The sequence below is a fragment of the Lacinutrix sp. Bg11-31 genome, assembly GCF_002831665.1.
Taxonomy (GTDB): Bacteria; Bacteroidota; Bacteroidia; order Flavobacteriales; family Flavobacteriaceae; genus Lacinutrix.
Map to the genome: position 1 here is coordinate 2,687,344 of NZ_CP025118.1, position 26,760 is coordinate 2,714,103.

Below are 26,760 nucleotides of genomic sequence, written 5' to 3' on the forward strand. Positions count from 1 at the left end.
ATGAATTGCTACTGCGGAAACAATAAAACGTATAAAATATGCTGCGAAGTGTTTCATTTAAACAATGGAAAAACAGAAACTGCACAACAATTGATGCGTTCTAGATATAGCGCTTTTGTGCTCGCTAATGGCGATTATTTAATGCAAACACATCATAGTTCTACTAGATCAACATCCGAAAAAAAGGAAATTGTAAAATGGGCAAAATCTGTGAAATGGATAAAACTAGAAGTACTTGAAACTACTAAAGGTTTAGAGAAAGATGAAGAAGGAACAGTAACATTTAATGCTTCATTTTATGAAAACGGAAGTGTTGATGTTATTTATGAAAAATCTGTTTTTGTAAAAGAAAATAATAACTGGAAATATTTAGGATTAAGCCAATAAATAGATCTGAAAAATAATATTTAAGTAGGAGTCAAATAAATTTCACTCTGTACTTTTTAACTTTTAACTATTACTTATGTATCCAATAAAAAGAAACCGAAGACTAAGAGCCAACGAATCTATTAGAAGTTTAGTTCGTGAAACTATAATCTCACCAAACGATTTTTTAGTACCATTATTCGTGGTTGAAGGCAAAGGTATAAAAGAAGAAATTGCCTCGATGCCAAATTACTATCGCTTTAGTTTAGATTTATTAGAAACTGAAGTAAAAGAGCTATGGAAATTGGGTTTAAAATCTGTTTTATTATTTGTAAAAGTCCCAGACAATTTAAAAGACAACAAAGGTACTGAAGCTTTAAATCCAAACGGATTAATGCAACGTGCTATTAAAACCGTTAAAAATGTGTGCCCAGGAATGCTAGTGATGACAGATGTTGCGCTAGATCCATATTCATCATTCGGTCACGATGGTATTATTGAAAACGGTAAAATAGTAAACGATGATACGGTTGAAGTTTTAGCAGAAATGAGTTTGTCTCACGCAGAAGTTGGAGCAGATTTTGTAGCACCAAGCGACATGATGGATGGACGTATTTTAGCTATTCGCGAACTGCTAGAAGACGAAGGTTATACAGATACTGGAATCATGAGTTACTCGGCAAAATACGCCTCAGCTTTTTATGGTCCTTTTCGTGATGCTTTAGACTCTGCTCCTGCAGCTGTAAAAGATATTCCTAAGGACAAAAAAACATACCAAATGGATTATGCTAATCGCTTTGAAGCATTACGCGAAACCGAAATGGATATCGACGAAGGTGCAGATATTGTTATGGTAAAACCAGGCTTATGCTATTTAGATATTGTACGCGAAATTAAAAATGAAGTCGATGTACCTGTTGCTGTGTATCAAGTTTCCGGAGAATATTCTATGCTTAAAGCTGCTGCCGAAAAAGGTTGGTTAGATCATGATGCGGTTATGATGGAGCAAATTACAGCCATTAAACGTGCTGGAGCAGATATAATTGCGAGTTATTTTGCTAAAGATGTAGTAAAATTAATATCGTAAATTAGCCACAAATAAACTAAAAAAAACCATGGGATTACTAATATTTTACGGAGTTATCTCCATATTTTTTTCATTTTTGTGTTCTATTTTAGAAGCTGTTCTTTTAAGTGTAACACCAACATTTATAAATCTTAAAAAGAAAGAAGGCAAGAAGTATGCTACATCTTTAGAGGTCTTAAAAAAAGACGTCGATAGACCTTTAATTGCTATTCTAACCTTAAACACAATCGCACACACAGTAGGTGCCATTTTAGTAGGTAAAGAAGCAGAAGGATTGTACGGAAATGGTGAGGGTTATGGTGTATTTATTGTTTCGGCAATAATGACAATTTTAATATTAATTGCTTCAGAAATTATCCCAAAAACAATTGGTGCAACCTACTGGAAAAGCCTAACTAATTTTACAACTAAAGCCTTGAAAATTTTAATTTTCCCTTTAAAATGGACAGGTTTATTATGGTTAATGCAATTAACTACAAAGCTTATTGGTGGCAAAGGACATGGAAGCGTTTTAAGTCGTGAAGGCTTTTTAGTTATGGCAGATATGGCTCACGAAGAAGGTGTTTTTGTAGATAACGAAAGCAAAATTATTAAAAACCTACTAACCTTTAAAGATATTAATGCTAAGGATATCATGACGCCTAGAACCGTTATGAAAACTGAAAACGAAAACACAACCGTTGCAGATTTCTTTAACAACAATATAAACCTTAGATTTTCTAGAATTCCTGTATTTTCAGAATCTGAAAATAATATAAAAGGTGTTGTTCTTAAGGATGAAATCTATAAAGAAATGGCTTTAGGAAATGGTTCTAAAAAACTATCCGAATTAAAACGTGATATTATTATTGTAGAGCGTAATACTCCAATTCCAACTTTATTCGAAAAATTAGTAGAAAGCAAAAACCACTTAGCCTCTGTAGTCGATGAGTATGGAACTGTAAGTGGTATCGTAACAATGGAAGATGTTATAGAAACACTACTTGGTTTAGAGATTATGGATGAAAGCGATAATGTAAGCGATTTACAACATCAAGCTAGAAAAAACTGGGAAGCGAGAGCTAAAAAATTAGGCATTATAGAAAACATAGAAGACAATCAATAATGGAAGAAACCTGCTATATCAATTCGCCTTTAGGTATTACCAAAATTGTTGGTGATGAGGATGGTATTGCTTCGGTTTCTGTATTAAATTCTAATGAAAAGGTTTCAGATATTATTCCAGAAGTCCTAGAAGATTGCGTGATTCAACTTAACGAATATTTTGAAGGAGCGCGTAAACAATTCAGTTTAAAACTAAATCCTAAAGGCACTGTTTTTCAAGAACGTGTTTGGGATGCTTTAAGCTCTATTGCTTACGGAAAAACGACTTCATATTTACAATTATCTAGACAGTTAGGCGACGAAAAAGCCATTCGTGCAGTCGCAAATGCTAATGGAAAAAATCCAATTTGGATTATTGTCCCATGTCATCGCGTTATTGGTAGTAATGGAAGTTTAACAGGTTATGCTGGTGGATTATATAGAAAACAGTGGTTATTAGAACATGAAAGCCCTTATAAACAGCAAAGTCTATTTTAATGTATAAAATTGCAACCAAATTTTTAACACGCTTTGTAAAACCAGCTAGCATTTATAAATATGGCTTTAACTGGTCTCCAATGTATAGACGCACAACTGCAAAACTTATTGAAGTTAGCGACGATTTACATTTTGTAAAAATTAGACTAAAACTAAATTGGAAAAACCGCAATTATGCAGGTTCTATTTTTGGAGGCAGTATGCTATCTGCTACAGATCCAATTTACATGATACAGCTTATTCAAATTTTAGGTGATGATTATGTGGTTTGGGACAAAGCAGTAACCGCTAAATATAAACGTCCTGCAAAAGGCGCTATATATGGTGAATTTATTTTTACTGCTGAAGAAATAAAAACTATAAAACTTAACGTATTGCAACAGCAACAGCTTGATATTGTTAAAGACATGGTTTTGGTTAACGCTAAAAACAAAACTGTAGCAGAGTTTTCGAAAACATTATACATCGCAGAAAAAGCGTTTTATAAAGAAAAGCTTAAGCAGAGAAACTCTCGATAACTCGATATCCTTTTAAATTTTACTATATTTAGTTTTCTAATAAAATCAATCCATGAAATTCCTTAAAAAATTTTTTAAAGTATTAGTCGTTCTTTTCGGTTTACTTATCGCAATCCTTTACATCACAGATACTGATTATTTAATAAAAGCAGTTCGCACAATATATATGCGTGGTTATACAACAGCGTTTTTAGACGATTATAAAAAATTCGATAACAGAACAATTGAGATAGAAACTCCTCAACCTTGGAGTAATCATAAAAACTATAATTCTGCAAAAGAAACCGAAGCTTTAAACAAGGCCAATACGGATTACGGAACCGTTGCTTATGTCATTATTAAAAACGATAGTATTTGGTTCGAAAACTATTACGATGGGTATAATGAAAACTCTAAATCGAACTCATTTTCTATGGCAAAAAGTTACGTGTCTGGATTAATGGGAAAAGCCATTATGGAAGGTTATATTAAAAGTTTAGACCAACCAGTTTGCGACTTTTTACCTGCCTTTTGCGATGGACAAGCAGCAAAAATGACCGTTGGAGATTTATCTAGCATGAGTTCTGGAACCAATTGGGACGAAGCTTATTATTCTCCATTATCTATAACTACACGTGCTTATTTTGATGACGATTTAGAAAAAGTAATGAATGGTCTTAAAGTAGTAACCGAACCAGGAAAAGGCTTTAAATACGCAAGTGGAGACACACAAATGCTATCTATGGTTATTGAAAAAGCTACAGGCAAGAAACTATACGATTATTTTGAAGAAAGCTTTTGGAAACCTCTTGGCAGTGAAAACCAAACACTTTGGCAAGTAGATAGCGACGACCACGACTTAGTAAAAGCGTATTGCTGTATTGCTAGTAACGCAAAAGACTTTGCGCGTTTTGGAAAATTATATAAAGACAATGGGAAATGGAATGGCAAGCAAGTATTAGATTCTGCTTTTGTAGCTAAATCTTTAACACCAAAATTCGACCCAGTTTATGGATATGGTTGGTGGCTAAAAAAGCATAATGGTAAAGATTTTAAAATGATGCGTGGACACTTAGGCCAATACGTAATTGTACAACCAGAAGATAATGTAATTATTGTGCGTTTGGGTCACCAAAAGTCTCCAGATGCAGGAGTTGGTGCTTTCACTAATGATATTTCAATATATATTGATGAGGCTTATAAGATGATGAATAACTAAGCCTATGATATCTAAACTCAACCTAGAGAACATCTTATTCTTAGACATTGAAACGGTTCCTGAAACTCAAAATTTTAATGAGCTAGATAAAACCAAACAAGAACTTTGGGAAGCAAAATCGCGCTACCAAAGAAAAGAAGAATTTTCGGCTGAGGAATTTTACGATCGTGCAGGTATTTGGGCAGAATTTGGTAAGATAATTTGTATTTCGGTTGGGTATTTTACAAATCAAGGCGAAACACGTTTGTTTCGTACCACTTCTTTTTATGGAGAAGAACCAACTCTTTTAAGAGACTTTAAAAACTTATTAATTTCTCATTTTAGCCAAGCCAAACACTTACTATGTGCTCATAATGGTAAGGAATTCGATTTCCCTTACATAGCGAGACGCATGATTATTAATAATATAGAATTACCATACAAACTTAATCTCTTTGGTAAAAAACCATGGGAAGTACCACATCTAGACACTTTAGAGTTATGGAAGTTTGGAGATTACAAAACCTACACCTCTTTAAAATTGATGACAAACGTTTTAGGTATTCCATCTCCAAAAGACGATATCGATGGTAGTGAAGTTTATAAAACCTATTATGAAGATAACGACATAGACAGAATAATTGTCTATTGCGAAAAGGACACTATTGCAGTGGCTCAAATTTTCTTGAGGTTACGTGGTGAGAGTATTCTTGAGGATGATGAGATTATACATGTGTAATTAATAAAGACTCCTAAAAATGTTAGTAATAGCTTAAGAAAGCGCTTTAGTAACAATAGAAATGCTTTTATACATTTATATAAATGAAAAAAAACCTAATAACATTATTAATATTCACGCTTGTATTTTCTTGTAAAAACAAAGAAAATAAAAAACTAGATAGCATAATAAAAACTGAATTTATAGAAATAATTAAAGATGACTATATCTTAAATAAACCCGTTAAAGACGCAAAAGCTGTCTTAGTTCTTTTTGGTGGTTTTCCAGAAAATGCAGGTGACATTAAACGTGAGTTTAAAATAATTGAAAATGCTGAAGAAAATAATATAGCAGTTTTATATTTGAATTATAGCAGAAAAATTTGGCTTACAAAAAAAGAAAAAACACTTTTAAGCGAGCAACTTCAAAACATATTTAAAGAAAATAAATTGCCGAGTGATAATGTATATATTGGAGGCTTTTCAAGTGGAGGAAATATGGCTTTGTTAATTAGTAATTTTATAACACATGAGAATTCAAGCATAATTCCAAAAGGTGTTTTTATAGTCGATTCTCCTTTAGATTTATATGCATTACATACAGTTGCTAAAAAAAATGTAGAACGTAATTTTTCAGAGCCTGCTGTTCAAGAAAGCATGTGGTTAATTGAAACTCTTGAGAAACAATTAGGGAAACCAGAAGAGGACATTTCGAAATACGAAGAATATTCTGTTGCTACTTTAAAAACAGGTAACATTGATAACATTAAAAATTTAAAGGAAACTAAAATCAGATTTTATACTGAACCTGATACACTTTGGTGGAAAAAGAATAGATTTTCTGAATATGATGAAATGAACGCTTACTATATTAAAAAGCTTCACGAAAGATTAAGCGAATTGAAGTTTAATGCTGTTGAATACATTCCTACAGAAAACAAAGGTTATCGTGCGAATGGAGAACGACATCCTCACAGTTGGTCTATTGTAGACAAAACAGATTTGGTACATTGGATGCTTAACAAATAGAAACTTAAGTGACTTATATGCGTTACATTTTTAAGTTTTGTTAATTTAGAATAAGAGTGTAGTCTATATCATCTAACGCTAAAAAGACATTCTTTTTATTACAAAAAAGTGACTTTAACTCTTCTATTTCCTGCCTATTAAACATTAAAACCAGATTAGGTTGTAAAGATGGTATTGGTATTTTACGTTTAACTTTCGAGTGTGCGTATTTTGTTTCCCAATAGTTGGTTTCTATATTTAAAAGGTAGTTTTTAAATTTCTCATACTGCTCTACATTAAACTCAAAACATATATTATTAAACTCTAAATGGTATATTTTGCAGTTTTCACATATTGATAATTCGCCACTACTAACTTTTGATATTGTCTTTACATTATGGCACATAAATTTGTGTTTTAGATTAGTAACAATCTGTTTTTATTTGGTTTCTTTCTATAAACTTGCTTAACGGAAGGTTTAAGTTTTCTGTTGTAATGGTATTTAGGGTAGCCAATACATCGTTTTGCATGGCTAACGATCCGCAAAGCATAATCACACCTTTATTTTTTAAGGTTTCTGCAATAAACAAAGCGTCTTGATTTAAGACGTCTTGCACGTAAGTTTTAGGTTCTTCTCTAGAAAACGCTAACTTTAATTTGGTAAGATTTTTACTATTATAATTTTCTTTAATAGCATCGCGATATAAGTTAAATGAAGCATTTTGCCTTAAACCATAATAAAAATGTGTTTCTGTGTTTTTCGTGTTTTGGTCTATCATTCCTAAAAAGGGAGCGATACCAGTTCCGTTGGCAATTAAGATTACTTTTGAGGCTTTTTTAGGAAAATGAAACGCCTTATTTTTAATAATTCGTGCTTTAAAATGAGCACCTATTTCTAATGTATTTAAAAAGCCTGAGCCTAATCCGTTATCGTGAAGCTTTACACTTAATTGAACATTACCATTTACTTTACCAATGGAATACAAACGCTCTCTATAATCATTTTTTGGATAGATGGCGAGCAAATCTCCAGAAGTAAATGTATTGGTATTCGGTTTTAAGGTGATTAAAAAGGTGCTATCTGGATGGTCTTCTGCTATGGTTTTATCTACAACCGTAAATGTGTTGTTTAATCTAGGTTTTATGGCCAGTTTTTCTTTTGAAATTGTAATTTGAAGCTCACGTTTCTTATTCCAAAGGTTTATCCATTCTTGAAACGATTCTACCGATTTATCGTTAATTGTAAAAACAGGTAATTCTTGCTTAAACTGAAGCTTCATTTCGGCATCAACATCGAAAGCAAATTTGCAAAAATCGGGATAAGCTAATGATCCAAAACCAACAACCGAATAACTTATTTCTTGCTCTTGTTTTATAGACTTTAAGCGCTGTAAAAATGCACTTGCGTTTGTTGGCGCTTCACCTTCACCATAAGTAGAAGTCATTATTATAAAATGCTCTGCTTTACTAAATGTGTTATAATTATTAAGCTCTGCGATGTAAGCTATTTCTCCCGCTTTTATTAATTGTTGTTGCAATTGGTTTGCAAAAGGCATGGTGTTTCCGTTTTCCGAACCTACTAAAATCACATACTTGCAAGCGTCCTTTTTATACTTGTTTTTTAGTTTAGATTTCCTTCGTTTTAGCGTCATTGCAAAACCAGAATAGATAAAAAACAGAATATTTGCGGTTGCAATTGCTAAAATAAGAGACCATAAAATACTACCTTTTCCTGTGTGTAAATTGAGACTTAATGTAGAAAAAACGGTTACTAATGGTGTTTCTATTTCGCTTAAAACAGCTCCATTAAATTGATTGACTACTATTTCTCTGTCTTTAAGTGAAATGGTAAAATAGTCTTCGACATCATTAGAAAAAGGAAACTCAATACTTTTTACTTCGGAAAGCTTTGTGCTTTTAAAAACTGGAAACGCTTTAATATCTATTTTTGGTGTTTCCGATAAGGTTTCAAAATCTATTTGATGGGAGCTTGTGTTTTTTGGAAGGACATCGAATTTTTCTAACGATAAATAAACACCTGTAATAGTAATGATAATAATTGGAATTAAAGACAAACGTCCTAAAACCACATGCCAATATTGATTAAAATTCTCGTTAACTATTTTAGAGAAAAACTTTTTAAAACCACCTTGTCTTTTTAATATTAATACCGTTCCTGAAACTGCAATTAAAAATAATAGGAACGAACATAAACCAACAAAAAAACGACCAATACTCTTTAAAAATAGCGATCTATGAAAATTAGTAACCCAATTAAAAAACTTGGACACTTCTATTTTGTCTCCTAGAAACTGTCCTGTTCTCGGGTTTATATAACCATTTAAACTTTCGCCATCGTTAGTAATTACTGAGGCTAAAACAAACTGATTTGCATCAATTTGAAGATCTAAAACTTCGGGATATTCTGTTTTTAAATTCGAAAGTGTTTCGGCAAGTGTTATACTTTCAAAATCTGAAACCTTATACGGTTCCATTTGTTCCGAGATTGGCTGAAAAGCCAAGATGATTCCAGTTATAGAAGCTAATAAAATAAAGACAAAAGAAGATACAGCTAGTGTAAGATGGCTGTATCTCCAAATTGAAATGGTCATATTTTTTTATTTTGAAACTTCTCGCAGATCACTTGAAGTAACATGATAGAATTAATTAGGCATTAAACGTACATAACGAATAAAACCAGAACCTTCTTTTTTGCTTTTAACACTTTCTGATGTTAATGGAAATTCCACATCCTTTGTGTAATATTCTTGATCTTCTACAGCAGTTTCAAAACGAATACTATAACCAGCATCAATTTTAGAATCTTCAATATCTATTACACTAATACTTCTTGCACCTCCTGCAATTGTAGCTCCTGTAATAGCATCAATTTTTGTTCGTTTTTTACCGTAGAATTTCCACCATTCTGAAATGTCATGATACCACTCTTCATCATCACCTTGTACGCATAATGTTTTTTCGTATTCGCCTTCAGGATTAATAAGTGAAATAACGACGTAGGCGCTTTCACCAGAATAATTAATCATTTGAATCATACATTTATACGATGTCGATTCTGTTACTGTTGTAAATGATAGCGTTGAAATTGCTAAAACTCCAAGTACTAAAAGTGTTTTTAATGTTTTCATTAATTACTTTTTATTTTAAAAAATCTAAATCAGTTTTCTGTGCTTTTAAAATTTCGTTTTCAGAAGCTAAATCGTAAGGTGTCTCTCCAAAATCTGTTGTAGTTTCTTTTTTAGCTCCAATAGAAATTAAATACTTTAAGATTTCTGTGTTTTTTGCTTGCAGAGCGGCAAGGTGTAAAGCTGTGTTTCCTTCTTTATTTTTAGCATTTACATCTATATTAAATTGCTTGATAAGCTTTAAAATACTGCTGTTGTTTTTTGGTAAAGCTAAATGGTATAAGGTATTTCCGTTTTCTTGTGTTTTAGTGATATCTAGTCCGTTTTTAGTTAAAACATCTAATTTTTGCTTAAAAATAGCTTCTTTTTTAGTTGAAAACGATGCTATTAAATAAGCAGTTAAATTATTTTTATTAGCATCTAAAACCGAAACATCTGCTTTATTCTCAATTAAAAAACGAACAACTTCTGGTGAGTTATTTGCAACAGCTAAAGCTAGTGCAGACTCTCCTTTTTTATTAACCTGATTTATATTTTTTAAATCCTTAGATAATAGTTCAACTGTCTCTGTAGTATTTCTACTAGCAGCGTTTATAAAAGGTGTGTTTCCGTTGTTATCTATTGCATTTACATCTAATCCTTTATCAACTAAATAGCTAATAAGTTCTAAATCTTTACTTCTAGACGCTAAGATATGTAGTGGCGTTTCTCCTTTTACTGAAGCTTTATTAGGATTTAAATCTACACTTTCTAAATACTCATAAAAATCTAGTGTGTTTCTTTTACCTCTTGTTCCATAGGCTGCAAAAACAAAAGCATTATCTGTACCTTTTACTCCTTTTTCTATTAGCTTATTTAACAACTCTATATTACCTGTTTTGGCAACATAATTAAATATGCCATTACCATCTCTATCTACGCTATTAATATCTACTCCTTTTGAAGTAAAATAGCTAATTAGTTTAAAACCTTTATCGTAAGGCGCAGCAAGTAATAACGCATTAGCACCATTTGGTGTTAAATCCGTTTTCACATTAGCGCCATTTGCAATACAAAGATCGTAGACTTTTGTGTTTTGTTGCCCTGAACCTGCAGCGAAATTTAAGATTGTACTTCCTTTATCGTCGGTAATATCAGTTTTAGCTCCTTTGTTTAAAAGGTATTCCATAAAAGCAATATTACCTTTATAGGCTGCCCAGAAAATATAGGTTCTACCATCGTGCGTTAACTTATTGACATCGTTTCCTTTTTTAGATTGAATGTGCTTTAAGGTTTCTAATGGTGCATCTTGTAAAATAGCATATACAACCGCATCAAAATTATTGCTATTGGCTTCTGCTATATTATTACCTTCTTTTATTTTAGCTTCTACAGTTTTAACTTTTGGATTTGCATTCCAAAAATCCCTATCTAAAAACACATTCTCTTGTGCAAAACTTAGTATGCTTATAAAGCATATAATAATTGTTACTATTTTTTTTAAATACTTCATTTTATTTTTTTACAAATGATTCAATTAATGGATTAATTTCTTCTGATGTTTTATACTTTTCTTTATCGAATAAATACTTAAACAACACTTTATTATCTACTTTTTCTTCTAAGGTTAAATCTTTATTTCTAGCAAAAACTTCATCCCATTTTGTGCGTACTAAAACCCATTTACCTTCATTATTTTTCCAATAATCTTGTGCAGCGACACATTCGCTATCCTCTACTTTAACATAAGTATTATGGCCTTTTTCTTGTGCTAAAACAACATCCTCTTTTACATCATCACGAATAACTTTGTCGTTATCTTGATCATGAATCCAACCGTTAGCAACAATTTCGTGACGGTTAGTTCTAAGTGTTACATTATAATCGCTACGTTTTGTGTACTCACGTCTTGGTAAAGGTGCAGCAGTTGTGCTTTCCCAATAACTTTTCCCGTCTACATGAACCCAAGTAGCAGAACCTTCGTAACGCGGACTATCGTCTACCTGAAATACTTTTTGCGTCCACTGTCCTTTTACTTCTTTTATAGGAAGACTAACAAACGTCCATTTATTATCGTGATCAAACTCGTATAAATTGGTGTTTTCAAACTCCCAATCTTGTCTCCAATGTTTTACTATGTATGGTTTTTCTTTAGAGCCAACAATTAATAAATGCTGCAATGCAATTTTATTTCTATCGTCTTCAACTAACTGAACCCATTCTAAACCTTTATCGGTTTTTGTTTTAGAAGGCACATAAGTAGAGTCTTTAGAATACTCAAAAGTTTCAGCAAAATTGAAGCTTACTTCATAACAACCACACATGTCTTTTATGGCTTTTTGATCTTGTTTTTTCTTGTTTTGAGCATTTCCACTAAACGGTATTGATAGAATAATTACTGCTAATACTACTAAATGTTTCATTATTAAGTTGTTTGATTATGATATTAAAAAAAATATTAAAAATTTGTTATTCTTATTTAGATTGAATTAAAATAAGATATATATTTGCGACAAATATAAAATAGAATGATTCTAAATAAAAATAAAATCACCATTTATTTTTCACTTTTTTTAAGCTGCATTTCTTTTGCTCAAATAAAAAAAGACTCCGTAAAAACGCAATCTCTTGAAGAAGTTGTAATTACAGGACAATACAATGCGCAGTCTATAAAAAAGTCTATTCATAATGTTACTGTAATTAATAGAAAGCAAATTGAAAGTCAGGCGGCTAATAATTTAGCCGATTTATTAAATTTTAATCTAAATCTTACCGTTACACCTAATGCGCAATCTGGAAAATCGACTGTTTCATTTTTTGGATTAGACTCTCAATACTTTAATGTTTTAATAGATAACATTCCATTGGTGAGTGATAATGGTCTAGGAAACAATATCGATTTAACGCAAATAAATCTTGACGACATTGAGCGTATAGAAATCGTGGAAGGTGCTATGGGAGTTGAATATGGTGCAAATGCTGTTTCTGGTGTTATTAATATAATTACAAAGAAAACCATTAGTAGCGATTGGAAAATTCAAGCTTTTGTACAAGAAGAAACCGTTAGCGATGAATACGAATGGTTTGATGAAGGAAGACACATACAGTCTCTTAGTATTGGACATAATATAAACGAAAAACTGTTTGCTAGAGTTGGTTTTAATATAAATCAATTTGCAGGATTCTATAATGGCAGACAAGGACAAAACCACTATATAAACGATAGTTTACGCGGTCATGATTGGTTACCTAAAACTCAATTTAACACCAATGCTTTACTAAGTTATAATACTAACAAATTTAAGCTAGTATACAAATCGGAATATTTTAATGAGATAATTAATAACTACGGTGTTACCGTTAGAGCTAATATTGATACCGATAACCAAACAAGTAATCCAACGTCAACCGATAAAATTTTTACAACAAACAGGTTTGTAAACAATTTAAATTTAAGCGGAAGTTTAAATTCTGGTGCAAATTATAATGCTTCATTTTCTTATCAAACTCAGAAAAGAGATTTAAACGAGTTTACTTACTACATACTTACTAAAGATAAAACCGATGAAATTGATGAAACCTACCAATCGAGTCATGTATTTTATTCTAAAGGAGATATAAATAATCTTGTTAAAAGTGATTTTTTCAACTTTCAGTTAGGCTACGAAACTCGTTTTATAAAAGGTTTCGATACGCAAGCTTCGGGAGATATTACACAAAAAGATAAAACTAGAAAGCAAAATAATGTTGCGTTGTTTGGTTCTTCAGAATTAAAACTGACTAATAAATTTTCGATAAGACCTGGTGTACGTTATGAGTATAATTCCTTATTCGATTCTAAATTATTAGCTTCATTAAGCACACGCTATTTAATGCCTAAAGGTTTCGAGTTACGCGCCAACGTTGGTACTTCTTACAGAACACCAAATTTTGAAGAGTTATACTACTACTTTGTCGATTCTAACCACGATGTACAAGGAAATGAAAACTTAAATCCTGAAAAAGGATATTCGGCATTTTTAACCTTAAAAAAGAGAAGTTGGTTTAAGGATACTTCTTTACAAAACACAATAAAACTTAGCTATATAGACTTAAAAGATAAAATAGATCTTGCTATTGTAAACACTGCACCTTTACAATACGAGTACATAAATATTGATACTTATAAGCTTTGGGGAATTACACAAGAGAACAGTATAAAAAAAGATAACTGGACTTTAAATCTAGGTGGAACATTACAAGGTATTTCTAGAGTTGCAAGTAATGAAGTTAATATAGATAATGACTTTTTATATTCTTACCAATTAAACACAAGTGCTACTTATAATGTTAAAAAATGGAAAACTGCTTTCACGTTGCTATTAAAGCATAATGGGAAGCAAAAGGGCTATGTCTCTAGTGGAACAGATGGTAATGGCAATTCTGTATTCGAAAAAACCACAACCGATGCTTATAGCTGGTTAGATGGTTCCATAAAAAAATCTTTTTTAAACAATAAAATTCAAGCAACAATTGGCGGCCGAAACCTACTAGATGTTACTAATGTAAATGTTAGTAATAATTCTACAAACGGTGTGCATTCCTCTAGTAATAGTGCATTACTATTGGGTTACGGACGTTCTTATTACTTAAAACTATTATATAATTTAAACTTTTAAAACCAATTACAATGATTAACAAATTTTTTACCTCAATTTTATGCGCCTCGGTATTACTGTTCTCAAGCTGCAGTAGCGATGACGACTCAACACCTACACAACCAATACAAGTTGTAATAGAAGGTGCTGCCATATCTCCATTAGTTGGAGGTCCAAACGAACAAAATCAAGTTTATGTAGACTTAAGTACAAACACAAGTACAGCTGTACAGCGTGATTCTTGGGATTTAGGTTTTTATTCTGAATCAGAATTTAGAGTAGCTATAAATGGATCTATTTATATGGCAACTGCTGAATTAACGGTTTCAGATATAGATGCTGTGAATTCGTCTAATGCAGAAGTGCAAGACTTACAAACAAGAGTTGCTGTTGGTACTTTTCAAGCTGAAACTGCTGGATTTATAGATGCTCCAACTGGTGAAATTAGCGGAACTGCTATTTCTGCTATTTCTGAAACTGATGTAGAAAACCATGTCTATTTAGTAAACTTAGGCTTTGAGGTTGGAACAGCAACGCCTTCTAACGGAAGTGTTGAAGTTTCTGGTGCTGCTAGAGGTTGGAAAAAAATTAGAATTTTAAAAGACGGAAACAATTACGTTTTACAATATGCTGATTTGGATGCTACAACTCATGAAGTAGTTACTATTGCTAAAAATGCAGATTATAATTATACATTCTTTAGCTTTAATACTGAAACAGAGGTTAGTGTAGAACCAGTTAAAACAAACTGGGATTTAAACTTTAGTGTTTTTACAAATGAAATATCAGGTTATGGTGCTTATGGTTATTCAGATTTTGTAGTTAATAATACAAAAGCAAGCGCAACTGTTTACATGATAGATACAGATACTGAAGCTTTAGCTTATGACGATTTTACGTTAGCAGATGTTGAAAACACAAACTTCTCAAACGACCAACGTGCAATTGGAAGCAGCTGGAGAAATGGTGGTGGACCAGGAACATTACCTTCTTTAAAAGAAAACGTGTTTTACATAGTAAATGATACCGATGGTAATTTATATAAGCTTAAATTTTTAGCTTTAACAGATGCTTCCGGAGAACGTGGTTACCCAGAATTTGTTTATAGTTTATTATAATAAATTTTATTTTAGAGTTAATTAAAATGAAAAAAGCCACTCAAATTTGAGTGGCTTTACCTGTGTTAATCTAAGTGATAAATCTCACGAATGCTTTCCAGAATGTTTTCAAAATCTATTTTTAGATCTATCAATTTTCCTGTATGAATATCGAAAACCCAACCATGTACTGCTAAACCTCTTCCACGAGCTGCTTTTTGAACTGCAGCTGTTTTAATTAGGTTAACACATTGCTCTTGTACATTTAATTCTACTAGGCGCTCGTACTTTTTTTCTTCATCTTCTATTGCATTTAGCTCTGTATTGTGTATTCGGTACACATCGCGAATATTACGTAACCAAGGATTTAGTATTCCTAAATCTGCAGATTGCATTGCTGCTTTAACTCCACCACAACCATAATGGCCACAAACAACAACATGGTTTACTTTTAAATGTGATACTGCATATTCTACTACAGACATTGCATTTAAATCTGTACCAATAACCATATTTGCAATGTTACGGTGTACAAAAACATCTCCAGGTCCTAATCCCATTAATTCCTCGGCAGTTACTCTACTGTCTGAGCAACCTATAAATAAAAGCTCTGGATTTTGTCCTTCTCCTAATTTATCGAAATATTTATCGTCTTCGTTTAGCTTAGCCTTAATCCACTCTTTATTGTTTTCAAAAACGTTATCTAGCTTCATAATTTTAAGTTTTTAATGTTTGTCTTCTACGTTATCTTTAACCCATTTTAAACAGGCTTTAAAATTACTAAAAATACGATCATTCGGTATAAAATCTGGAATTATATCAATACGTTCCATCATATATCGTGGTTGTTGTAAAAGTCCAACAAAAACGACATCGATATCTTTCTTTTTTAAATCTAAAAGCATGTCTTCCATAGCATACAAACCAGATTGATCCATATATTGCATACGTCCTAATCTTAAAATAACAAATCTTGCTGTATCAGGAATTTGCAATGTTAATGCTTGAAAATCACTAGTCGACCCAAAGAATAATGGTCCTTTTAAATGTTTAATAAACACCTCTTCTTTTAATTGTTGTGGGAAATTTGTCTCGTCTTCCCATGTTTCTTCTTTTAATGATTTTACATCTGAACGTTCTGCTGTTAAATCACCAATTTTCTTCATAAACATTAAAGAAGCAATTACAAGACCAATACCAACTGCATAAATTAAATCCCAGAAAGTAGATAGTAATAATACGATGATCATTATTAATACTTCTGAACTTAATTTTAAAGGTCCTATTTTAATATCTCTTGGTAAACTTGGTATAGCTTTAAGTCCTTTATAATCCATAACACCAATACCAACAGTTATTAAAATACCTGCTAAAACTGCTGCTGGAATTTTAGATGCTACAGGTCCTAATGCCAACATAACTACTAATAACATAATGCCTGCAATCATTCCTGAAAGCTTTGTTTTTCCTCCTGCATTAATATTTACAACGGTTCTTATAGTTGCTCCTGCACCAGGAATACCTCCAAAAATCGCTGCAATACTGTTACCAATTCCTTGACCAATTAATTCTTTGTTAGGTTTGTGTTTTGTTTTAGTCATATTATCTGCAACAACACTTGTTAATAAAGAATCTATTGCCCCTAATAAAGATAATGTAAGAGCAGTAAAAATATATGGAGTAATACTACCCATACTGAAGGAAGTAAACATTTCTAATTTTGGAATTGGAATACCTCCTGGAATCTCAGAAATTGGTCTATAGCCCAAACTAAAGCCATAAGCTATTCCAGACATAACAACTAGAGCAACCAAAGTACTTGGTATTGCTGTTGTAATACGTTTAAAACCATAAATAATTAATATCGTTCCTAGGGCCAACATTAGTTCTAACCAATTAATGTTTTTTAAGGCTCTTGGTAATACTCTCAACGCTCCAATTGTACCAGAAGCTTCTTTTGCCGCTAATGTTTGAGATTCGTTTAAAATCTCTTCTGGTGTAATTAAATCTGCTCGTGTTATTGTTTCTTTAAAGTTTTCTAAAACTAAAATACCTTGACCAGCTTCATCTTTAAGTATATTCTCAAGGATAACTTCTTCGGCTTGTGGTTTAAATTGTTCAACAAACTCCATATCTTCTTTTGGGTAATAACCAATAGAAGGTAAAACTTGTGTAAGTAATATTATAACTCCAATTGCAGTCATGAAACCAGAAACAACAGGATATGGTATGTATCTAATATATTTACCTAGACCTAAAAAACCAAGTCCTACTTGTATTAATCCTGCTAATAAAAAGACTGTTAATATTGCAGGTAATGCTTTGTCTATACTACCATCGTTTGCCGCAACAATACCAGCAATTATAACCATACTTACCGCTGTCATTGGAGCAGTAGGTCCAGATATTTGTGTTGGTGTGCCGCCAAAAAGAGCAGCAAAGAAACTAATAAATATAGCACCATAAAGCCCTGCTTCTGGTCCTAAACCTGAAGACACTCCAAATGCCAATGCTAATGGTAGTGCTACAATTCCTGCTGTGATACCTCCAAAGGCATCTCCTTTAAAATTGGAAAAAAAGTTTTTCATTTATCTTGTTTTATTTCTTGTATTGTTGGTATTTCTTAAAAGTTAAAGAATGTAATAACATTTAATTGATCTCTGTTACTCGTTTCAAAAAACTGATTCATATAACCAATCTCTATTTTTAATGATTTATTAAACTTGTAACCTAAACCTCCATACATTCTATTTCTATCGAAAACAGAAGATTCTGTATTTAAAAAAATCTCATTATAGGCTGAAAGATAATACTTGTTATCTTCTTTTCCGGTTAACGGGATATTAAAACCTAAAAAATAACGAAAACGCATTTTAAAATCGGTTTCAACAAAACGTTGTTCGAAACGATAACGATGACTTAAAGCTACGCTACCAATTTTTTGCTTAGTTGTAAATTGCTGAAATATGCGGTGTTCGTTTACATCAATTTTCTCGTCTAATCCTTCTCTATAATTTTGAGATAGAATATAACCATATCCTAGCAAAATATTGTTATTGTTTTCTGATAAATTATAACCAATACCTGTTCTTAACAATAATTGTTCTAAATCGTCTATAGCATTATAGCTTCGATACTGCACTTCATTATGGATATTCCATTTACTATCAAGCTTCTTGTTCCCAATATATACTAGCCAATTCCCGAAATCACTTTCTTGTGCATGTATAAAATTAGGCAGCACTAACAATAATGTTAGTGCTGCCATAGTTATTCTCTTTTTCATTTTATTTTTAGATATTCTTCTATTCATAAAATTTTACTTCACCTGTATTTACATTGTACATGGCTCCTATAATTTTAATTTCACCGGCTTTTTCCATCTCGGTAAGTATTGGGCTTTCTGCATGAATTCTATCTATCATTAATTCTACATTAATGTGCGATACTTCATCAACAAAATCTAAGTTTTTAGAAGTTCTTAAAGCTTCTTCTTTAGGTTCTAAAACAGCATTAACTGCTGGTGTTATTTTTTGAACTAACTTAGTTAAGTTACCCATTTCTGCATGGTCACAAGCTCCTTTTACAGCTCCACAACTAGTATGGCCCAAAACAACAATAAGTTCTGTACCTGCTAATTTGCAAGCAAATTCCATACTACCTAAAATGTCTTCGTTTACAATATTACCTGCAACACGTACACTAAAAATATCTCCTAAACCTTGATCGAACACCAACTCTGCTGAAACTCTAGAATCTATACAGCTTAAAATAGTAGCGAAAGGAAATTGCCCATCACTAGTATCGTTTACTTGCTCTAAAAGATTTCTATTGGCTTTTAAATTGTTTTGAAATCTTTGGTTTCCTTCTTTTAAATATTGTAATGACTTTTCAGGTGTCATTGTCGATTGCGTTTCTTTTGTATGTGCTTTCATATGTCTTGTTTTTAAATTTAAATTGTTTTTTACTATGCTTCAGAAACTAATAATGAAACATTTAACTGACTTATTATTTTATTTAATGGTGTTTCTGCTGTGTTTTTGGTTTTATCTTGAACTCTATCGATACACAACAAATTAATATTACTTTTTAATAAATAGGAAGAAAGTGTATTCATAGCGTTAGTGTTTTCTTCAAAAACATACTCTTCCATTTTTTCTTCATTTTCTACAGAAGCCTTTTTTATTTCCTTTTGGCTATTAATAATCTTAAAAGATTTTAAAGGAGCTTTAGTATGCGTTATTAAATCTTTCGAGAATTTAGTGTTTAATACTCTATTCGAATCATTAAAAATGCCTAAAGTCATTTTTTCGTTTGGTACTAGTGCATTTTCATTAGCCGTAATCATCACAGCGCCTTTAAATTCTTTTAAAATAAAACGAGTAATACTATCTCCAATTAATTGAAGTGGGCTAGAATCGCGCTGTCCTAAAACAATAATATCTGGATTATAAACTTTAATGTAATTACGAATCTCTTCTTTTACTTTTCCAAAAGAATAACTGTAATCTATTGCTACATTATATTCTTTAGCAATAGGATCTATTAATGCTTTTATTTCCTTTTTAGTATTAATATGCTCTTCATTTAAAGTTCTAATTGCAGATAATTGATTGTCTCCTTCTACAATATCTATATGCTTTTTTACATTAAATAATGTTACTTCTCCACCAATCATATTAGCTAAGCTTATGCTACTTTTTATAGAAGAACTTGTGTTTTTCTTTAAATCTGAAAGTACTAGTATTTTATATTTATTATTTTTCATAGTATTCTAGCTTAAACTAATATTAGACTTAGGTCTTAACTGAAAGAACTCTATAAAACTTGATGGGTTCTCAACAATACCACGTTTAGATATTAATTTAATATCAATATTTCTTTCTTTGGCTTTAAAAGCAAAATCTTCTAAAATCTCTACAATATCATAATCTAGATATCTCGTTTTAGTGACATCAAACTCTAAGTAAGTGTCTCTTGGTAAGCTATCTAATTCTTTTAAGATTGCTCCTTTGTTAAAAAATGTAACCTCCTCTGCAAGCTCCATTTTAATTTTATGTTTTCCATTACTATTATCTTCGATATGTAAGAAATGAGAATTCTGGTAACTTTTTAATAAAATAACTACAATACCAACAGCTAAACCTAAAGCTATACCTATTAATAAATCAGTAAAAACAATTCCTATTACTGTTACAAAAAACGGAACAGATTGTTTCCATCCTAATTTATACATTTTTACAAATAACGATGGCTTTGCTAGTTTATAACCCACAATTAATAAAATTGCTGCTAAAACAGATAAAGGGATTTTATTAAGTAAAGAAGGTATTAAAACAACAGATATTAAAAGTAACATTCCATGTAAAATAGTAGATAATTTACTTTTTCCACCAGATTGAATATTAGCAGAACTTCTAACAATTACTTGAGTTATTGGAAGTCCTCCAACTAAACCAGATAGTATATTACCTGCTCCTTGTGCTAACAATTCTCTATTTGTAGGTGTTACGTTTTTATTTGGATCAAGTTTATCAGATGCTTCTACACATAACAATGTTTCTAAACTTGCAACTAAGGCAATTGTAAAGGCTATAACCCAAACTTCAGGATTTGTTATTACTGCAAAATTAGGAAAACTAAATTGACCAATGAATGAATCTAAATCATCTGGAACTGGTACACTTACTAAATGAGATTCTGCAATAGATAGTGACATATTAGATTTTGTTAATAAGAAAAAAACTATTCCTACAACAACAGCAACTAGTGGTCCTTGAATGACTTGAAAAATCTTTCCTTTTTTTTCTAAAACATTACTCCACAGTAATAAAATACCCAAGGCTATAAAACCAACAACCATAGAACCTAATATAAGGTTATCAAAAACATGCCAAATCGCAGAGAAAGTATTCTCTCCAGAAGCTTCTATAAAACTATCTGCTCCTTCTGCTTCTGCATCGTATCCAAAAAAGTGAGGGATTTGTTTTAAAATAATAATAATTCCAATACCAGTAAGCATTCCTTTAATAACCGATGAAGGGAAATAATATCCAATAATTCCAGCTTTTAAAACGCCAAAAAGTAACTGAATAACGCCTCCTAAAACAACAGCAACCAAGAAGTTTTCATAACCTCCCAAAGTACCAATTGCTGTTAATACAATAGCTGCTAAACCTGCTGCAGGCCCACTAACTCCAATTTTAGAACCGCTTAAGGCTCCTACTACAACTCCTCCAATAATTCCAGCAATTACTCCTGAAAAAAGTGGCGCACCACTAGCTAAAGCAATACCTAAACATAAAGGTAATGCAACGAAAAATACAACGACACTTGCAGGCAAGTCGTTTTTTAATGTTTTAAACATTTATAATTTGATTTTATTCTATTGGTTAATAAACCAATAGTTATTTTAATATTTTTTTGGGGACAAAAAATGTCCAAACGACAAAATATTAAATAAAATCAGGTGGTGGAGAAATGAGGTTTAAGTGAGGTTTTGAGTAATTTTTAAAAAAATATCCTAAATTATTAGTTTTTAAAACGTTACTTAAATAATCTAGTTCTTCTTCATTATTAGAAAAAAGTAGTTTCAAGTTTTGAACTTCTTCTTCTTCCTCAGAAAGGCTATAAAAAACAGATATATCTACAGTATCATCTAAAACCATAATTATAGAAGGCGCAGTAATTATGGCCAAAAATAATATGGTAAAGAAAATAGATATGTGTTTTTTAAGCATATTTAAGTTATAATTCAAGACGCAAATATAATATTAAAGAAACATTTTAAATGTTAAATAAAATCTAAATCTTATTTAATAATCTTAAATCTTCATCTTGTATCCAACCTGTTTTACCATCACTAAGTTTAATTTTTTTCCAACTTTTTACAGTGTCTAAAACCTGAACCTTAGTGCCTTCGTGTAGAACAAAAGCTTCGTCACTACGCAAGTTTGGCTCACTTTTAACTTTAGATTCTTTTGCAAAAATAATTGCTGGATTCTTTTTTTGCGCTAAACTATAGCTATAAAAAGTAAAAACTAATGCCACTAATGCTAGTACAACAGAGAGTGTACTAGTCACAAAATAAAAACGTTTTTTTTCTGTACCAAAAGTAAAATAATACAGTAAATAAAATAACACAAAAAGCACAACTAAAACAATAGAAAGCTTTGCCCAACCATCGAAAGATAGAGTATTGGTTGTCTTTTTCACAAACCTAGTTAAACCAACTTCTGGCAAATTATCTATAGCATCAATTCGCATATTGTTAGCAAATGCTAGATTACCTTGTATGTCCTTATCTTTAGGTTTTAGCGCTAATGCTTTTTCATAATAATAAACTGAAGGCGCAATATTATTAAGCTTATAGTGCGCATTTGCAATATTAAAATACAGCTCGGCAGAGTGCTTATCTGAATTTAAAATCACATCATATCTATCTATAGCTTCAGCATATTTACCTTCGTTATAAAGCGCGTTAGCCTGATCGAAAATTTTCTCGTTTTGAGCCGAAAGACTTCCTATAAAAAACAAGAGTATGTAGAGTGTGTTTTTCATTGTTTAAGTATTCCCATAATAATGGAAATGAAAAATATTTTATCTAATCTGTTTATCTATTAAATTAATTGCGCTTGCAGCTTTATCATAATCTTGCTGCATGGCAACTTTTGTAATTGGTGTATATCTTGCTATTTCGCAGTTTTTAAGAATATTTTCAAAATTTGAAACAACAGTAGTATCTACTTGTTTTTCTAGTAACAAAGTGCGAATTTTATCCTTACTTAAATCGCTAGTTTCAATATTTAATTTAGCTTTTAAATAATTATGTAACGCTTTTTCTAACGCAACATAAAAGGCTTCTTTTTCTCCTAATGCTTTTTTAGCTTCACCTAAATATTTCTTAGCTAATTTATCTGCTTTTCTAAGTCTATTACCTACAATATCACCATCACGTTCTTCTTTTTTTCTTCGGAAAACAATAGCCAACGGAATCAATAATAAAGGTGTCAATAAACTTACCCAAAAGAGCGTAGATTTAAAGAATTGCGTATTATTTTTTGAAACCAGATTAGCATCCATTTTTATAAATGCAAATTGATCGTTATTTAAAACAACATCTCGTTTTTCTGCACCTTCTGCTGTTAAATTGTTATCTGAAACACCATAAACAGGACCTTCGAGTACATTAATTATGGTTTCGTTAGATGATAATCGTTTATAACTTTCAGTCTTTAAATCGAAATAAGAAAAAGAAATTGTTGGTATTGGGTATTTGCCTTTATATTGAGGAACAATAGTATAACTATCTGAAACCTCACCTTGCATACCACTTAAATTTGTTCTCACATTTTCGTTATGCTCTGGCTCATATACTTCAAGAGAATTAGGTAGTGTTAGTTTTGGTAAGGCTAATAATTTTAAATTCCCTTTTCCTGAAACTATTACCTTAGCTTGCATAGATTCATTAGCATTAAGCTCGCTTTTAGAGATGCTTAAATTAAATTTAAAATCTCCAACTGCTCCAGAAAAATCTAAAGGTTTTCCTGTTTCTGGTAACGGCTTAACATTAATAGTACGTCTTCCAGCTGTTACAGGAACATTTACTTTACTCATTAATCGTTGCCCAAAAATATCACGCCTTTTAGTTGGTATTTCTGCAGTAACGTCAAGCTTTAAAGGTTCTATAATTAATTTTCCTGTTTTTTGCGGATATAAAACTGTTCGTCGTAAAATTACATATTGATAATCTTCGCCTTTGTATTGGCCTCTTTCTATTTTTAAACCTTTTGGGTTAATATGTTGACTCCAAAAGTCGTCGTACTCAGGATCGTCTGTTTCTCTCCAATTGCTTACTCCTGTATTTGGTGCAACATAGAGTTTATAAACCACAGTAATGGCTTCGTTTAAATAAGGATTTGCATTAGAAATCTCGGCTACTAAATGAATATTATCACTTGCAACTGCTGTGTTTGGGTCTTTAGGCTTCTGTATTTCCTTAGTAACCTTAATAACGATAGCATTGGTTTTGTAAGTTTGGCCATCTATTTCTATACTAGCAGATTCTAGCATTAAACTTCCCATTCTTTTTGGTGATAAGAAATAGCTATACGTTTTCTCGAAAGAACGTTTTCCATTAATCCAAGAATTACTAACCGATTGATTTGGGCCACCAACCACATCGAAACCATCAAAACTTGGAGGATTGAAATTATCTCCATCTTTATTCATAGAAAAATCTACACGTAAACGCTCGTTCAATCCTAAAGTTTTTTTACTCACTCTAGTTTGAAACTGCACTTGTGCGCCTGCTATACTTGTAAAAAGTATAATAAGTAGCATTGCTATGTTTTTTGTTTTTTTCATTCCTAATTTATTCTGGATCCCTGCCTTCGCAGGAATGACAAAGATTTTAAAGTTCGAATAAGCAACTCTTCACTTCTAAATTCAAACTTCTCACTTTTATCTACCAGTCTTTTTCTGTTTGTATTTTTGCGCCTTTTGCTTTCTCTGCATTCATTTTATCCTGCACTTTCTGCTCTTGGTTATCCATTGCATCCAATAGATTTTTTATTTGCTGTGGCGATAATTTTCCTGGCTGTTGTTGTGGTTTAGGTTGCTCTTTTTTCTGGTCGTCTCCTTTGCCATCTTTCTCTTTTTCTTCATCTGGCTTCCCTTCATCTTCTTTATCCTCGCCTTCTTTTTTATCGTCGTCTCCTTTATCCTTATTATCTTCTTTATTCTCGCCTTGGTCTTCCTTTTTATCTTGTTCCTTCTGGTCTTCGTTTTCCTTTTTATCTTTGTCTTTATCGTCCTTGTTATCTTCTTCTTGAGGTGGCTCTTGGTTTTTAGCACACTCTTTTGCTAAGGCATAATTATAACGCGTTTCCTCGTCTAAAGGATTATTTCTAAGTGCATTTTTAAAAGCATCTGCAGCTTCACTACATTTCTTTTCTTGCATTAAAATGTTTCCTATATTATGAAACGCTTTGTGCTTTTCTAATTTATCTGTGGCGTTTTTAGCAGCTTGTTGATTGCGAAATAAAGCTTCTTCAAAATTTCCTTTTTGGTAATATGTATGACCCAAATTGTATGTTCCAGCAACACTTGTTGGCTTATTAGAAATAGCTCTTCTGTATTCCATTTCAGCTAAAACAAATGCGTCACTACTGGCTAAATCATTTGCATCACTAATTAAATCGTTAGTTTTCTGATTTATCTTTTGAAGCGCCTTTTCAGTTTCCTCTTGCTGTGCAAAAGCGTAAGAAACTGTTAATATTAATATGTAAGTTATTATGTTTTTCATGCTAGTTCTCACAAAAATGAGAATCTTTTTAATTAATAGTATTAAGCCTCTAAATATATGAAAGCCTTGATTTGATTGGTGTTAAGGATTTTATAAATTTTCATTAAACAAGTTTAGCTTTTTCAACCAAGCTGTTTTGCGTTCTAATAGAAAAATATCGATAAATAAAAGTAATATTCCAAAACCTAAAAACCATTGAAATTGCGATTCGTAGGCTGCAAATTGCTTAGATTCGAATTTGGTTTTATCCATTTTATTTAAAATATCTCTTATTTCATCAACTACTTTTCCTGTATTATTTCCATTTATATACACACCATTTGCCGATTTAGCAATGTTTTTAAGCGTGTCTTCGTTTAGTTTTGTAATAACAGTTTCACCTTGCCTGTCTTTTTTATAATTTAAAATAACACCATTACGCTTTAGTGGTATTGGACCTCCTTTTTCACTTCCAACACCAATGGTAAAAATTCTAATACCAGCTTCACTAGCTTCTTCGGCTACACTTGCTGCAGCTTCACTATGGTCTTCTCCATCAGAAATAATGACCAATACACGATTGGTTTGTTGGTCGTCATCATAATATGTTTTTGCTAATTCGATGGCTTCATTAATTGCTGTTCCTTGTGAAGACATCATGTCTGTATTCATGTTTTGAAGAAACATTTTAGCAGAACCATAGTCTGTAGTAATTGGTAGTTGCGGAAACGCTTTGCCTGCATAAGCAATAATCCCAACACGATCACTTGCTAAGTTATTTATAATTTGTGTAACTAATTGTTTCGATTTTTCTAGTCTGTTTGGCGCAATATCTTCGGCAAGCATACTTTTAGAAACATCGACTGCAAAGACTATATCAACACCTTCGCGTTTTACTGTTTCTAATTTAGATCCAATTTTTGGGTTTACCAAAGCCATTGTTAAACTTGCAAAAGCCAAACATAAAATCACAATCTTTAACACAGATTTAAAGAGCGATTTATTAGGGCTTAATCGTTTTAAAATAGCCTGATTTGCAAATTTATTTTGTGTTTTGCGCTTCCAAAGTTGAAGCACTAGAAATAGCACCAAAATTATTGGAATAATTAGCAATGCCCAAAACCATATTTTCTCTTCTAATTGCATCTAATCTTTAATTTGT

General features: G+C 31.6%; 26 protein-coding genes. 10 read left to right on the forward strand and 16 right to left on the reverse strand.

Annotated elements, in window-relative coordinates; genetic code table 11:
* The 8 genes from CW733_RS12115 (at position 1) to CW733_RS12150 (ending at position 6,475) form a co-directional block, all read left to right on the forward strand.
* A complete protein-coding gene (locus CW733_RS12115) occupies positions 1–387 on the forward strand; it encodes a YchJ family protein (RefSeq protein ID WP_100997423.1) in 387 nt (128 codons plus the stop codon).
* A 76-nt stretch (positions 388–463) separates the two neighbouring features.
* Positions 464–1,453, forward strand: a complete 990-nt coding sequence (gene hemB, locus CW733_RS12120) for a porphobilinogen synthase (RefSeq protein WP_100997424.1) — start codon at positions 464–466, stop codon at positions 1,451–1,453.
* A 28-nt stretch (positions 1,454–1,481) separates the two neighbouring features.
* A complete protein-coding gene (locus tag CW733_RS12125) occupies positions 1,482–2,558 on the forward strand; it encodes a CNNM domain-containing protein (protein WP_100997425.1) in 1,077 nt (358 codons plus the stop codon).
* The gene (locus CW733_RS12130; RefSeq protein WP_100997426.1) at positions 2,558–3,034 is read left to right on the forward strand and encodes a methylated-DNA--[protein]-cysteine S-methyltransferase; all 477 of its coding nucleotides are present in this window, start codon (positions 2,558–2,560) and stop codon (positions 3,032–3,034) included. The genes CW733_RS12125 and CW733_RS12130 overlap by 1 nt, the downstream gene beginning before the upstream one ends.
* The gene (locus CW733_RS12135) at positions 3,034–3,552 is read left to right on the forward strand and encodes a DUF4442 domain-containing protein (protein WP_100997427.1); all 519 of its coding nucleotides are present in this window, start codon (positions 3,034–3,036) and stop codon (positions 3,550–3,552) included. Before CW733_RS12130 ends, CW733_RS12135 begins: the two co-directional genes overlap by 1 nt.
* Before the next feature lie 52 nt (positions 3,553–3,604).
* Positions 3,605–4,750, forward strand: coding sequence for a serine hydrolase (locus CW733_RS12140; RefSeq protein ID WP_100997428.1), 1,146 nt, complete (start codon positions 3,605–3,607; stop codon positions 4,748–4,750).
* A 4-nt stretch (positions 4,751–4,754) separates the two neighbouring features.
* The gene (locus CW733_RS12145) at positions 4,755–5,468 is read left to right on the forward strand and encodes a 3'-5' exonuclease (RefSeq protein WP_100997429.1); all 714 of its coding nucleotides are present in this window, start codon (positions 4,755–4,757) and stop codon (positions 5,466–5,468) included.
* An 83-nt stretch (positions 5,469–5,551) separates the two neighbouring features.
* A complete protein-coding gene (locus CW733_RS12150) occupies positions 5,552–6,475 on the forward strand; it encodes a hypothetical protein (protein ID WP_100997430.1) in 924 nt (307 codons plus the stop codon).
* A 40-nt stretch (positions 6,476–6,515) separates the two neighbouring features.
* Here the strand turns inward: CW733_RS12150 and CW733_RS12155 are convergent, their stop codons facing one another.
* From CW733_RS12155 to CW733_RS12175, 5 genes are read right to left on the reverse strand one after another with little or no spacing between them, the layout of a single operon-like run.
* Positions 6,516–6,860 carry a DUF6686 family protein gene (locus CW733_RS12155; protein ID WP_100997431.1) on the reverse strand — a complete coding sequence of 115 codons (345 nt, stop codon included), beginning with the start codon at positions 6,858–6,860 and terminating at the stop codon, positions 6,516–6,518.
* 16 nt (positions 6,861–6,876) lie between these two features.
* Positions 6,877–9,066, reverse strand: coding sequence for a PepSY domain-containing protein (locus CW733_RS12160; protein ID WP_100997432.1), 2,190 nt, complete (start codon positions 9,064–9,066; stop codon positions 6,877–6,879).
* 51 nt (positions 9,067–9,117) lie between these two features.
* On the reverse strand, positions 9,118–9,603 hold the full coding sequence (locus CW733_RS12165) for a DUF2271 domain-containing protein (protein ID WP_100997433.1): 486 nt from the start codon (positions 9,601–9,603) through the stop codon (positions 9,118–9,120).
* Positions 9,604–9,613: 10 nt separating this feature from the next.
* Entirely contained in the window at positions 9,614–11,092 is a 1,479-nt protein-coding gene (locus tag CW733_RS12170) for an ankyrin repeat domain-containing protein (RefSeq protein WP_100997434.1), read from the reverse strand.
* A 1-nt stretch (position 11,093) separates the two neighbouring features.
* Complete coding sequence (locus tag CW733_RS12175; RefSeq protein WP_100997435.1) at positions 11,094–12,002, reverse strand: DUF6607 family protein; 909 nt, start codon at positions 12,000–12,002, stop codon at positions 11,094–11,096.
* A gap of 105 nt (positions 12,003–12,107) precedes the next feature.
* Between CW733_RS12175 and CW733_RS12180 the strand changes: the two genes are divergently transcribed.
* The gene (locus CW733_RS12180) at positions 12,108–14,237 is read left to right on the forward strand and encodes a TonB-dependent siderophore receptor (RefSeq protein WP_100997436.1); all 2,130 of its coding nucleotides are present in this window, start codon (positions 12,108–12,110) and stop codon (positions 14,235–14,237) included.
* 11 nt (positions 14,238–14,248) lie between these two features.
* On the forward strand, positions 14,249–15,334 hold the full coding sequence (locus tag CW733_RS12185; RefSeq protein ID WP_100997437.1) for an HmuY family protein: 1,086 nt from the start codon (positions 14,249–14,251) through the stop codon (positions 15,332–15,334).
* A gap of 65 nt (positions 15,335–15,399) precedes the next feature.
* On the opposite strand, the gene CW733_RS12190 is transcribed toward CW733_RS12185, so the two are convergent.
* The 11 genes from CW733_RS12190 to CW733_RS12240 all read right to left on the reverse strand — a co-directional run bounded on the left by CW733_RS12190 (position 15,400) and on the right by CW733_RS12240 (position 26,744).
* Positions 15,400–16,026: a carbonic anhydrase gene (locus CW733_RS12190; protein ID WP_100997438.1), complete on the reverse strand. Its 627-nt coding sequence runs from the start codon at positions 16,024–16,026 to the stop codon at positions 15,400–15,402.
* Between the two features lie 12 nt (positions 16,027–16,038).
* A complete protein-coding gene (locus CW733_RS12195; protein WP_100997439.1) occupies positions 16,039–17,901 on the reverse strand; it encodes a SulP family inorganic anion transporter in 1,863 nt (620 codons plus the stop codon).
* Positions 17,902–17,936: 35 nt separating this feature from the next.
* Positions 17,937–18,599, reverse strand: coding sequence for a DUF2490 domain-containing protein (locus CW733_RS12200; RefSeq protein WP_100998826.1), 663 nt, complete (start codon positions 18,597–18,599; stop codon positions 17,937–17,939).
* A gap of 19 nt (positions 18,600–18,618) precedes the next feature.
* Complete coding sequence (locus CW733_RS12205; RefSeq protein WP_100997440.1) at positions 18,619–19,248, reverse strand: carbonic anhydrase family protein; 630 nt, start codon at positions 19,246–19,248, stop codon at positions 18,619–18,621.
* Positions 19,249–19,280: 32 nt separating this feature from the next.
* Positions 19,281–20,081, reverse strand: coding sequence for a universal stress protein (locus CW733_RS12210; RefSeq protein ID WP_100997441.1), 801 nt, complete (start codon positions 20,079–20,081; stop codon positions 19,281–19,283).
* A 6-nt stretch (positions 20,082–20,087) separates the two neighbouring features.
* Positions 20,088–21,680 carry a SulP family inorganic anion transporter gene (locus CW733_RS12215; RefSeq protein ID WP_100997442.1) on the reverse strand — a complete coding sequence of 531 codons (1,593 nt, stop codon included), beginning with the start codon at positions 21,678–21,680 and terminating at the stop codon, positions 20,088–20,090.
* Positions 21,681–21,768: 88 nt separating this feature from the next.
* Complete coding sequence (locus tag CW733_RS12220) at positions 21,769–22,053, reverse strand: hypothetical protein (RefSeq protein ID WP_100997443.1); 285 nt, start codon at positions 22,051–22,053, stop codon at positions 21,769–21,771.
* Positions 22,054–22,117: 64 nt separating this feature from the next.
* The gene (locus CW733_RS12225; protein WP_100997444.1) at positions 22,118–22,873 is read right to left on the reverse strand and encodes a tetratricopeptide repeat protein; all 756 of its coding nucleotides are present in this window, start codon (positions 22,871–22,873) and stop codon (positions 22,118–22,120) included.
* A 39-nt stretch (positions 22,874–22,912) separates the two neighbouring features.
* Entirely contained in the window at positions 22,913–24,679 is a 1,767-nt protein-coding gene (locus tag CW733_RS12230) for a BatD family protein (RefSeq protein ID WP_100997445.1), read from the reverse strand.
* A 100-nt stretch (positions 24,680–24,779) separates the two neighbouring features.
* A complete protein-coding gene (locus tag CW733_RS12235; protein ID WP_100997446.1) occupies positions 24,780–25,619 on the reverse strand; it encodes a tetratricopeptide repeat protein in 840 nt (279 codons plus the stop codon).
* A gap of 90 nt (positions 25,620–25,709) precedes the next feature.
* Positions 25,710–26,744 carry a VWA domain-containing protein gene (locus CW733_RS12240; RefSeq protein WP_100997447.1) on the reverse strand — a complete coding sequence of 345 codons (1,035 nt, stop codon included), beginning with the start codon at positions 26,742–26,744 and terminating at the stop codon, positions 25,710–25,712.
* Positions 26,745–26,760: the final 16 nt, after the last annotated feature.

Excerpts from the sequence above, each read along its gene's own strand:
- CW733_RS12160 (WP_100997432.1), bottom strand. The coding sequence starts at position 9,066 with ATGACCATTTCAATTTGGAGATACAGCCATCTTACACTAGCTGTATCT.
- CW733_RS12175 (WP_100997435.1), bottom strand. The coding sequence starts at position 12,002 with ATGAAACATTTAGTAGTATTAGCAGTAATTATTCTATCAATACCGTTT.
- CW733_RS12130 (WP_100997426.1), top strand. The coding sequence starts at position 2,558 with ATGGAAGAAACCTGCTATATCAATTCGCCTTTAGGTATTACCAAAATT.
- CW733_RS12155 (WP_100997431.1), bottom strand. The coding sequence starts at position 6,860 with ATGTGCCATAATGTAAAGACAATATCAAAAGTTAGTAGTGGCGAATTA.
- CW733_RS12145 (WP_100997429.1), top strand. The coding sequence starts at position 4,755 with ATGATATCTAAACTCAACCTAGAGAACATCTTATTCTTAGACATTGAA.
- hemB (WP_100997424.1), top strand. The coding sequence starts at position 464 with ATGTATCCAATAAAAAGAAACCGAAGACTAAGAGCCAACGAATCTATT.
- CW733_RS12135 (WP_100997427.1), top strand. The coding sequence starts at position 3,034 with ATGTATAAAATTGCAACCAAATTTTTAACACGCTTTGTAAAACCAGCT.
- CW733_RS12240 (WP_100997447.1), bottom strand. The coding sequence starts at position 26,744 with ATGCAATTAGAAGAGAAAATATGGTTTTGGGCATTGCTAATTATTCCA.
- CW733_RS12205 (WP_100997440.1), bottom strand. The coding sequence starts at position 19,248 with ATGAAAGCACATACAAAAGAAACGCAATCGACAATGACACCTGAAAAG.
- CW733_RS12170 (WP_100997434.1), bottom strand. The coding sequence starts at position 11,092 with ATGAAGTATTTAAAAAAAATAGTAACAATTATTATATGCTTTATAAGC.
- CW733_RS12125 (WP_100997425.1), top strand. The coding sequence starts at position 1,482 with ATGGGATTACTAATATTTTACGGAGTTATCTCCATATTTTTTTCATTT.
- CW733_RS12195 (WP_100997439.1), bottom strand. The coding sequence starts at position 17,901 with ATGAAAAACTTTTTTTCCAATTTTAAAGGAGATGCCTTTGGAGGTATC.
- CW733_RS12140 (WP_100997428.1), top strand. The coding sequence starts at position 3,605 with ATGAAATTCCTTAAAAAATTTTTTAAAGTATTAGTCGTTCTTTTCGGT.
- CW733_RS12115 (WP_100997423.1), top strand. The coding sequence starts at position 1 with ATGAATTGCTACTGCGGAAACAATAAAACGTATAAAATATGCTGCGAA.
- CW733_RS12180 (WP_100997436.1), top strand. The coding sequence starts at position 12,108 with ATGATTCTAAATAAAAATAAAATCACCATTTATTTTTCACTTTTTTTA.
- CW733_RS12185 (WP_100997437.1), top strand. The coding sequence starts at position 14,249 with ATGATTAACAAATTTTTTACCTCAATTTTATGCGCCTCGGTATTACTG.
- CW733_RS12220 (WP_100997443.1), bottom strand. The coding sequence starts at position 22,053 with ATGCTTAAAAAACACATATCTATTTTCTTTACCATATTATTTTTGGCC.
- CW733_RS12230 (WP_100997445.1), bottom strand. The coding sequence starts at position 24,679 with ATGAAAAAAACAAAAAACATAGCAATGCTACTTATTATACTTTTTACA.
- CW733_RS12215 (WP_100997442.1), bottom strand. The coding sequence starts at position 21,680 with ATGTTTAAAACATTAAAAAACGACTTGCCTGCAAGTGTCGTTGTATTT.
- CW733_RS12165 (WP_100997433.1), bottom strand. The coding sequence starts at position 9,603 with ATGAAAACATTAAAAACACTTTTAGTACTTGGAGTTTTAGCAATTTCA.
- CW733_RS12210 (WP_100997441.1), bottom strand. The coding sequence starts at position 20,081 with ATGAAAAATAATAAATATAAAATACTAGTACTTTCAGATTTAAAGAAA.
- CW733_RS12225 (WP_100997444.1), bottom strand. The coding sequence starts at position 22,873 with ATGAAAAACACACTCTACATACTCTTGTTTTTTATAGGAAGTCTTTCG.
- CW733_RS12200 (WP_100998826.1), bottom strand. The coding sequence starts at position 18,599 with ATGAAAAAGAGAATAACTATGGCAGCACTAACATTATTGTTAGTGCTG.
- CW733_RS12235 (WP_100997446.1), bottom strand. The coding sequence starts at position 25,619 with ATGAAAAACATAATAACTTACATATTAATATTAACAGTTTCTTACGCT.
- CW733_RS12190 (WP_100997438.1), bottom strand. The coding sequence starts at position 16,026 with ATGAAGCTAGATAACGTTTTTGAAAACAATAAAGAGTGGATTAAGGCT.
- CW733_RS12150 (WP_100997430.1), top strand. The coding sequence starts at position 5,552 with ATGAAAAAAAACCTAATAACATTATTAATATTCACGCTTGTATTTTCT.